Origin of the sequence: Apibacter sp. (genome assembly GCF_025291155.1) — a bacterium.
GTDB lineage: Bacteria > Bacteroidota > Bacteroidia > Flavobacteriales > Weeksellaceae > Apibacter.
Window position 1 is genome coordinate 1 of the sequence record NZ_JAMBJZ010000090.1, and the last position, 8225, is coordinate 8225.

Here is an 8225-nt window from a genome sequence, read left to right on the forward strand (position 1 = left end):
TTAAACCTAACATAGTTCCTGAAATAAATTCTTGCTTAACTAAATCTATGTCCCCTTTTTTAAAAGCCTCATAATTAATAACATAATCCAGCTCATCAACTCCATCCTCTATCGCTTTTTGAGCTTCCGTAAGTTTTTCATCAATTGAATAATTTCCTTCGTGGAATCCAATTACTGTTCCTACCTTCACATCAGAATTGACGCTATGAATCATTTCTTTTACTTTTTTAACATATTCGGGACGAATCATGACCAAATAAAATTGATTATCAATTGCTTCATTGGTAAGTTTTTTAACTTCTTCAAAAGTTTGCTCTTCTGTCAATCCACTTTGTGATGCCAACTTAAGGTAAGTTGAATCTAAATATTTTCTAATATCCATTTATCTTAAAGTTTTAATTGATTTCAAGGTATGATTTGGCGTGAAATACTTTGCTCTAATGAAATAATTGTCTCAGTTCTTTCTATACCTTTTATATTTTGTATTTCATTTCTTAATACCGACATAAGATGATCATTATCCTTACATAATATTTTAATGAAAATTGCATAATTGCCAGTTGTGAAGTGCGCTTCTATAATTTCTGGAATTTTCATCATGCTCATTATAGCTTCTTGGTATTGTGCAGATTTTTCCAAAAAAATTCCTACATAGGCAGTAGTTTTGTATCCCAATAATTTATAATTTAGCGGGGTAATCGGATCTTCTATTATTTTTGCAGCCTCCAATTTTTTTATTCTTTGATGAATGGCTGTAGAAGAAACTCCCACTTGTCTAGCTATATTTGAGACAGGAGCTTTCGAATTCTCCATTAAGGCTTTTAAAATGATTTTATCAATACCATCTAATTCTATTGTATGTAAGTCTGATATTCTCATTTTTTTGTAAAATTACAAATACTTAATTAATATTATACAATTTACTTTTTTATCTTTTATAAGCTTTACCATATTTCACGATTCAGACAATTTTAAATTGATTTTACTTTTTGCCGTTCTATATAAAAATAATTAACTTTGAATTTAATAATTTAAAAATAGCTGTACATGCAGGACAATATGCTTAATCATCCGGGATTAATTACCATATTCGCGGTTTCGATTATTATTATGCTTCTACTTGATTTGGGAATTCTTAATAAAAAATCGCATGTAATTTCCAATAAAGAAGCAGCTATTTGGTCCGTAGTCTGGATTTCATTAGCCATGATTTTTAGTGGAATTATATATTTTGTATTTAGCCAAGCTGACGGATCGAGCTTTGCTCTTGAGAAATTTTCTCAATTTCAATCTGCTTATTGGATTGAAAAAGCATTATCAGTAGATAATCTTTTTGTGTTTATCATGGTCTTTGGTTTTTTTAAAATACCTAAAGAATTTCAACATAAAATTTTATTTTGGGGAATTATAGGTGCCCTAGCTTTTAGAGCAGTCTTCATTTTCCTAGGTGTTGAAATGATTAATAAGACTTATCTTCCTCCCTTTTCAATCGGTAATTTTCATTTTATATTAAACCAAGAAAGTGCAGAGCATGCTAACTATGATCAATTGCAGTTTTTCAGACCCAATATAATTTTAACTATTTTCGGTTTCTTCCTCATTTATGCAGGGATTCATTCATGGAATTCAAAAGATGACGAAGGTGAGGATAAAAAAAATCTGAATGAAAGTTTCGGTGCTCGTTTCGTTAAACGTTTTTTTAAGGTCTCCGATGAGTTGGATGGAAGTAAATTCTTTACCATAAAGAAGGGTATAAAAATGGCAACTCCCTTATTTACAGCTTTAGTGATTATAGAATTCACGGATTTAATTTTTGCAGTCGATTCTATACCGGCTATTTTTGCTGTAGCTCCTAATGATCCTTTTATTTTATATACATCTAATATATTTGCTATTTTAGGATTGAGATCTCTATATTTCTTACTAGCTAATTTTATGTATATGTTCAGTAAATTAAAATATGGATTAGCAATCATATTGAGTTTCATAGGCATTAAAATGTTGATTGCCCCATTTTTACATATTTCATCGATTGTGTCGTTAGGAGTAGTCGCGGGAGTATTAATAATTTCAGTATTACTTTCAATTACATTTCCTGAAAAAAAAACAAAAAATGTTTAATTTAATATATAAAAATTAGAATTTACAATGAATAAACCTATTTCGGAATTTATTGAGAAATATTTTTTACATTTCAATTCTGCAACCTTAGTAGATGCTGCTAAAGGTTATGTAGCTCATCTTAAAGATGGGGGAAAAATGATGATTACTATGGGAGGTGCAATGAGCACCGCTGAATTAGGTAAAATTTTGGCAGAAATGATCCGCCAAGATAAAGTGTCTATTATCTCTTGTACCGGAGCTAATCTTGAAGAAGACATTATGAATTTAGTTGCTCATTCTCATTATAAGAGAATTCCAGAATATCGCGATCTTACTCCGCAACAAGAATGGGAATTGTTGGAAAATCATTTAAATCGTGTTACAGATACTTGTATTCCTGAAGAGGAGGCTTTCCGAAGAATTCAGCAACATATTGAAAAAATATGGAAAAATGCAGATGAGAAAGGAGAAAGATATTTTCCTCATGAATATATGTATCAAATGCTACTTTCAGGAGTGTTGGAACAGTATTACGAAATAGATCCGAAAAACAGCTGGATGTTAGCAGCTGCTGAAAAGAACTTACCGATTGTGGTTCCAGGCTGGGAAGACAGTACTATGGGAAATATATTTGCAGCAAATGTTATCAAGGGAAATTTAAAAGCTTCTACCATGAAAACAGGTATAGAATATATGATTTACCTTACCGAATGGTATCGCAATAATTCCGGTGGTAAAGGAGTTGGATTTTTCCAAATTGCAGGAGGAATTTCAGGAGATTTCCCAATTTGTGTTGTACCTATGATGTATCAGGATTTAGAATGGGAAGATGTACCGTTCTGGAGTTATTTCTGTCAGATATCCGATTCAACAACCAGCTATGGCTCGTATTCAGGAGCTGTTCCTAATGAAAAAATTACTTGGGGAAAACTAGACATTAATACCCCTAAATTCATTATTGAAAGTGATGCTACAATTGTAGCTCCTCTTGTATTTGCATATATACTGGAGATGTAATTGCTTATCCTGAGTAAATAATATAAAAAGTTCGGATAATTAAAACTCCGAACTTTTATCTTAAAACATACTATCAATTCATAAAAATATTTTTTATTTAGATTTACATAGTATTATTTAATATTCATTCAAAAAATTTATATTTTTCAATTGTTATTTCTCATCTCAACTTGGATTTTAACTAATTACATTTCCTTACAAAATATATAAAATAAGATGAGTTTTTAAAAAAATAATTTTCTTCATTTCATTTTTTAATATGTAACTAAAGCGCGATACCACTCCCAAAGTACAATTCCGGCACAAACACTAACATTTAAAGAATGTTTTGTTCCAGATTGAGGTATTTCAACAAAAACATCAATTAAATTAAGAATTTGCTCGCTTATTCCTTCCACTTCATTTCCAAGAATTAATGCATATTTTTGTTTCATGTCTATGGAATAATCTTGTAACATTATACTTCCTTTTACTTGCTCTACGCCTATTATAATGTAGCCTTGTTCCTTTAAGCGAATGATTAATTCTTCTATATTTCCTTGATGTTCCCATTCTACACTTTCTGTAGCTCCTAAAGCGGTTTTTTGTATTTCTCGATGAGGAGGACAAGGAGTTATCCCACATAAATAAACTTTGTCAATAGAAAAGGCATCTGAAGTTCTAAATACTGATCCTACATTGTGCATGGATCGTACTTGATCAAGTAATACTACAACAGGAATTTTCTTACTTTCTTTATATACTTCTATGGATTTCCTATTTAGTGATTCTAATTTTAATTTTTCTATTTTTCCTTTTGAATGCATATTTTAGGGATAACTTTAATCTAAAAACTTAATTAATTTTCAGCCATTTTTCTTACGACCGGAAGAATTTCATTATTCGAAAGAGCATATTTTTGCATTTCTTTCTCTGATAAAACTTCATAATATTTAACTTTTTCAACCTTGAAACCTACTTTTTCAAGTCTTTCAAAATAATCCATTCCGTACCATCTTACGTGATCATATTGTCCAAAGTGTTTTTTTCTCTCTTCTCTATCTTTTATAGAAAAATCTTCATAAGTTTTTTCATAACTATATCTCATTGGAACTTGAAAAATTCCCCAACCTCCCGGTTTCATAACTCTATATAACTCAGACATAGCTTTCGAATCATCCTCAATATGTTCTAACACATGATTACAAAAAATCACATCAAATTCGCAATTGTTAAATGGTAAATCCAGGATATCGGCTTTTACATCTACGATAGGTGAATAAAGATCCGCCGTTGTATAATCCAGATTTTTTAATGCTTTGAATCGTTTAAGAAAACATTGTTCAGGAGCAATGCTTAAAACTTTCAACCGAGCAGAAAAAAAATTCGTATCCCTTTGAAGATACAACCACATTAATCTGTGTCTTTCAAGTGATAAAGTTCCGGGAGATAATGCGTTTTCTCTAGGATTTCCATATCCATATGGAAGAAATTTTCGATATTGTTTTCCATCTATAGGATCGACCAATTTATTTCCTCTATATAATAATGAGAATACGGGAGCTAAAAAATAGCTGAATTTAATGAGTATGGGTCTAGGGATTAAATTCAAGAAAAATTTAAATATTTGCTTCATTTATTAGTGCGGCTATCTATTTATATAAAAATTCTTCTTCCTCATTTGAGGAAATCCCTAATGCTTCATATATATATTTATAAGTTGACAATAATTTGGGTTCTCCATCTACTACAGCTACATCATGTTCAAAATGGCAGGATGGTAGATTATCTTTGGTTGTTACAGTCCAACCGTCATTATGAAATTTTACTTTATAAGTTCCCATATTAATCATCGGCTCAATGGCTATTACTAATCCTTCTTCGATTTTTGGGCCGCTTCCTTTTCTTCCGTAGTTTGGAACTTGGGGATCTTCATGCATCTCTTTTCCTAAACCGTGACCTACCAATTCACGTACTACGCCATATCCTGCATTTTCACAAATCAATTGAATAGCAAAACTTACATCCCCTATTCGATTTCCAACTTTACATTTTTTAATACCTGCATATAAACTTTGTCTTGTTATACGCATCATTTTATCAATTTCAGGATCAATAGTCCCGACAGCAAATGTAAAGGCCTGATCTCCATAAAAACCATTTTTTAAAGCTCCGCAGTCAATAGAAATAATATCTCCTTCTTTAAGTGGCTTGTTATTAGGTATTCCATGAACCACTTGTTCATTGGGTGACATACAAAGAGTATTAGGAAAATCATATAGACCTAAAAATCCGGGAATTGCCCCATTATCTCTTATATATTCTTCCGCTAATTTATCCAGGTGTAATGTAGTAACTCCAGGTTTTACTTCTTTAGCCAACATACCCAAAGTTTTAGAAACTAATTGAGCACTTTCATACATCAATTCAATTTCATCTTTTGTTTTTAATTGTATCATAAGTTAAAAATTCTTGAAAAAAAACCTCTCTTATTTTTATGTTTACGTTTAGAATAGGCTAATATCTGTTTTCCTTCTATTCCAAATTCTATTTTTTCTTTTATAATTTCATATACTTCTCCCCAACCTGGAAAACCTCCTAAATTTCGATCATCAATAAAATAATCTGCATTTATTTTCCTACTTTGATTTTTAATATCAAATATTTCTCCTTCAAAACTGGAGTTTACTGCATAAAATTCAATTCCATTCTCATAACAAAATTTAACTGCCTCGTCTAATTTTTCACCTTGTCTATAGGTCCAAAGTATTAAACGGAAACCTTTATTTTGAAGTCTTTTCATAGTTTCAAACGCAAAAATCATTGGTTTTCCTATTTCAGGGTATTTATCTTCTACTATTGTCCCATCAAAGTCTATAGCAATAATCTTATTATTCATTTAGTTAAATTATTTTTTTTCAGCCTTATATATAGCTAATTTTTTTCGCAAATTTACAAGTTTTTAATCAATTAATTTTTAGTTATTTTATATGATTTTCTAATTGTATAATATTTATAATTTATAATGTTGGAATTGTTTGCTATTTTTATAAATTTTGGTATAATATTAGATTGTCAATTTTTAACCCAAAATATTAATTAAAATAAATATGTCTATGAAATTAAAGCTTTTAGTCATGGCTGCTTTTTGTATTTTACTATCAAGTTGTGCATTAACTACCTCCTATGACTATGATAAAACAGTCGATTTTTCAAATTATAAGTCTTTTACAATTTATCAGCAAGGAATAGATAAATTAAAAATGAATGACATAGATAAAAGTCGAATTACAAGGGCTTTGAAACAACAATTAGAAAATAAAGGACTAACCGAAAGTACTAATGGGGATCTTATAGTAAATGTACTTGCTTCATCTAAAAAAGTAATTAATGTTTATAATGACCCTTATTGGAATGGTCCATGGGGCTGGGGGTATTATTGGGCTCCTACAAGTACCGTATATGAAACTCGTGAAGGAAAATTGACTTTTCACTTGGTTGATTCTAAAAAAAATATTTTAGTTTGGGAAGGTATCGTAGAAGGTTTTGATGTGGGTGATATGAATAATAAAGAAAAACAAATTAATAATGCATTTCAAAAAATCTTTAATTACTATCCTCCTAGAAAAAAAAATAATTCCTATTATTAGGATTATTAAAGCCTCAAAATTAGATTTTGAGGCTTTTTTACTTATTAAGTTATTTTTCATTCCAATTATTTCAAAATTTTCTTAGTTAATTATTTAGTTTGAATTCTTTACGAATATTTCTTTCAATTTCTCTGATTTTCGCATTTTCAGGATCTAATTTTATATTTTGTTCAATGATTTTTAATGCTCCCTCCGTTTCACCAACTGAAAGCGCATATTCCGCCAAGTTATAAAGTAAGTTTTCAGAAGGTTCAAATGTATAATTCAATTCTGATGATAGTTTGTTATAATATTTGTCTATTAATTCCGGGTTTTTAGGAATTTTCTTAACAGGTAAAGTAATCCCTTGAAAAATAAATTTAAATGAATCGTAAATTCCTGGCATAATTATAGTTCCATGATCTTCCTCAGGATAGTATTTCCATTTGAATCTTAATAAATTATTTTTCAATGAATTTTCACTGGATAATTCTTGACAAAAATCATTTATAGCATCGGAATGTTCATTATTTCCTTGTTTGTCCTTTTTAGACATAGCTATATATAAGTTTTTTCCTTTATAGCCTATCTTCTTCCAAATATCTTTTGACTCTTTAATTATTTTTCTATTATCCCACCATAAACTAGGATCTATGGATACGTAAGAATTAAAAGACAATGGATGATGCACCCATGTATTTATGACAAATAAACCTCCAAATGAATGTCCGACCAATATATTATAATTATTGGATCTATAGGTTGAGTCTACATGAGGTCTTAATTCTTCAATTAAAAAATTATAAAATTTTTCCGCACCTCCACTGTTTTCAAAAAAAATATTCCCGTCTCTCTTGAGAAAAGATTTACTGGGCGTCAAATCTCTGGTTCTATTCGTGTTTACAACTCCTACTATAATGGACTCCGGCATATAATTATACATTCCCTTTGTCAATGCCTTCTGCACGGCAACTAAGGTAAAAAAATTAGATTCTCCATCAAGTAAATAAATCACTGGTTACTTTTCTTTATAGGATTCATATCCATCAGGAAGGTATATCCAATATTCTCTATTTTCATGTAGTTCATTTGAGTAAAGATTATATTTTTTACCAACATTCAATTCTTCTTGTCCATATAGAGATGTAATAAATAAAACCATACCTATTATTAGTACTAGATTTTTTTTCATATATTAATTTATATTAAAAATTATAACTTAACGATGCTAGGATTTGTCTTGGTTTTTGTGGTTGTGCCCAATAGCTGCTCGTCCAATATGTTTTATCTGTTATATTATTCATTTTTAGAGAAACTTTATAGTTATCAGTTTTATAAAAAATACTCATATCTAATGTGGTGTATCCTGAAATAATAAAGGTATTAACATCATCCCAAAATGATTTTCCTACGGAATTCATACCCATTCCTATCCCTACTCCCTTTAATTTGTTTTGGGTAAGAGCATAATCGGTCCAAAAATTAAAAGAATTATAG

At 29.8% G+C, this 8225-nt stretch carries 11 protein-coding genes and 1 pseudogene; 3 read left to right on the forward strand and 9 right to left on the reverse strand.

Going from position 1 to position 8225, the window contains the following annotated elements:
- Window positions 1–382 (reverse strand): annotated as a pseudogene (locus M3Z80_RS08270) (deoxyribose-phosphate aldolase); the annotation flags it as partial.
- A gap of 23 nt (window positions 383–405) precedes the next feature.
- The gene (locus M3Z80_RS08275) at window positions 406–879 is read right to left on the reverse strand and encodes an Lrp/AsnC ligand binding domain-containing protein (protein ID WP_293919110.1); all 474 of its coding nucleotides are present in this window, start codon (window positions 877–879) and stop codon (window positions 406–408) included.
- Window positions 880–1047: 168 nt separating this feature from the next.
- On the opposite strand from M3Z80_RS08275, the gene M3Z80_RS08280 reads away from it, so the two are divergent.
- Both M3Z80_RS08280 and M3Z80_RS08285 read left to right on the forward strand, forming a co-directional pair.
- Window positions 1048–2121 (forward strand): TerC family protein, encoded by a 1074-nt coding sequence (locus tag M3Z80_RS08280; RefSeq protein ID WP_293919111.1) that lies wholly within the window; start codon window positions 1048–1050, stop codon window positions 2119–2121.
- Between the two features lie 27 nt (window positions 2122–2148).
- Window positions 2149–3120, forward strand: a complete 972-nt coding sequence (locus M3Z80_RS08285) for a deoxyhypusine synthase family protein (protein WP_293919112.1) — start codon at window positions 2149–2151, stop codon at window positions 3118–3120.
- A 254-nt stretch (window positions 3121–3374) separates the two neighbouring features.
- On the opposite strand, the gene M3Z80_RS08290 is transcribed toward M3Z80_RS08285, so the two are convergent.
- From M3Z80_RS08290 to M3Z80_RS08305, 4 genes are read right to left on the reverse strand one after another with little or no spacing between them, the layout of a single operon-like run.
- Window positions 3375–3926: an RNA methyltransferase gene (locus tag M3Z80_RS08290; RefSeq protein WP_293919113.1), complete on the reverse strand. Its 552-nt coding sequence runs from the start codon at window positions 3924–3926 to the stop codon at window positions 3375–3377.
- 32 nt (window positions 3927–3958) lie between these two features.
- Window positions 3959–4735 carry a class I SAM-dependent methyltransferase gene (locus M3Z80_RS08295; RefSeq protein WP_293919114.1) on the reverse strand — a complete coding sequence of 259 codons (777 nt, stop codon included), beginning with the start codon at window positions 4733–4735 and terminating at the stop codon, window positions 3959–3961.
- Between the two features lie 16 nt (window positions 4736–4751).
- A complete protein-coding gene (gene map / locus M3Z80_RS08300) occupies window positions 4752–5558 on the reverse strand; it encodes a type I methionyl aminopeptidase (RefSeq protein ID WP_293919115.1) in 807 nt (268 codons plus the stop codon).
- Complete coding sequence (locus tag M3Z80_RS08305; protein WP_293919117.1) at window positions 5555–5998, reverse strand: BT0820 family HAD-type phosphatase; 444 nt, start codon at window positions 5996–5998, stop codon at window positions 5555–5557. Before M3Z80_RS08305 ends, map begins: the two co-directional genes overlap by 4 nt.
- Before the next feature lie 217 nt (window positions 5999–6215).
- On the opposite strand from M3Z80_RS08305, the gene M3Z80_RS08310 reads away from it, so the two are divergent.
- Window positions 6216–6749, forward strand: a complete 534-nt coding sequence (locus M3Z80_RS08310; protein ID WP_293919118.1) for a DUF4136 domain-containing protein — start codon at window positions 6216–6218, stop codon at window positions 6747–6749.
- 85 nt (window positions 6750–6834) lie between these two features.
- On the opposite strand, the gene M3Z80_RS08315 is transcribed toward M3Z80_RS08310, so the two are convergent.
- The 3 genes from M3Z80_RS08315 to M3Z80_RS08325 all read right to left on the reverse strand — a co-directional run.
- Window positions 6835–7743 carry an alpha/beta hydrolase-fold protein gene (locus tag M3Z80_RS08315; RefSeq protein WP_293919119.1) on the reverse strand — a complete coding sequence of 303 codons (909 nt, stop codon included), beginning with the start codon at window positions 7741–7743 and terminating at the stop codon, window positions 6835–6837.
- Between the two features lie 3 nt (window positions 7744–7746).
- On the reverse strand, window positions 7747–7920 hold the full coding sequence (locus M3Z80_RS08320) for a hypothetical protein (RefSeq protein ID WP_293919121.1): 174 nt from the start codon (window positions 7918–7920) through the stop codon (window positions 7747–7749).
- A 13-nt stretch (window positions 7921–7933) separates the two neighbouring features.
- On the reverse strand, window positions 7934–8225 hold a 292-nt coding region (locus tag M3Z80_RS08325; protein ID WP_293919122.1), incomplete at its 5' end, for a TonB-dependent receptor domain-containing protein.

What these genes read in the sequence shown, in the direction of transcription:
- M3Z80_RS08305 (WP_293919117.1), bottom strand. Translation starts at nt 5,998, where the DNA reads ATGAATAATAAGATTATTGCTATAGACTTTGATGGGACAATAGTAGAA.
- M3Z80_RS08295 (WP_293919114.1), bottom strand. Translation starts at nt 4,735, where the DNA reads ATGAAGCAAATATTTAAATTTTTCTTGAATTTAATCCCTAGACCCATA.
- M3Z80_RS08290 (WP_293919113.1), bottom strand. Translation starts at nt 3,926, where the DNA reads ATGCATTCAAAAGGAAAAATAGAAAAATTAAAATTAGAATCACTAAAT.
- M3Z80_RS08285 (WP_293919112.1), top strand. Translation starts at nt 2,149, where the DNA reads ATGAATAAACCTATTTCGGAATTTATTGAGAAATATTTTTTACATTTC.
- map (WP_293919115.1), bottom strand. Translation starts at nt 5,558, where the DNA reads ATGATACAATTAAAAACAAAAGATGAAATTGAATTGATGTATGAAAGT.
- M3Z80_RS08280 (WP_293919111.1), top strand. Translation starts at nt 1,048, where the DNA reads ATGCAGGACAATATGCTTAATCATCCGGGATTAATTACCATATTCGCG.
- M3Z80_RS08320 (WP_293919121.1), bottom strand. Translation starts at nt 7,920, where the DNA reads ATGAAAAAAAATCTAGTACTAATAATAGGTATGGTTTTATTTATTACA.
- M3Z80_RS08275 (WP_293919110.1), bottom strand. Translation starts at nt 879, where the DNA reads ATGAGAATATCAGACTTACATACAATAGAATTAGATGGTATTGATAAA.
- M3Z80_RS08310 (WP_293919118.1), top strand. Translation starts at nt 6,216, where the DNA reads ATGAAATTAAAGCTTTTAGTCATGGCTGCTTTTTGTATTTTACTATCA.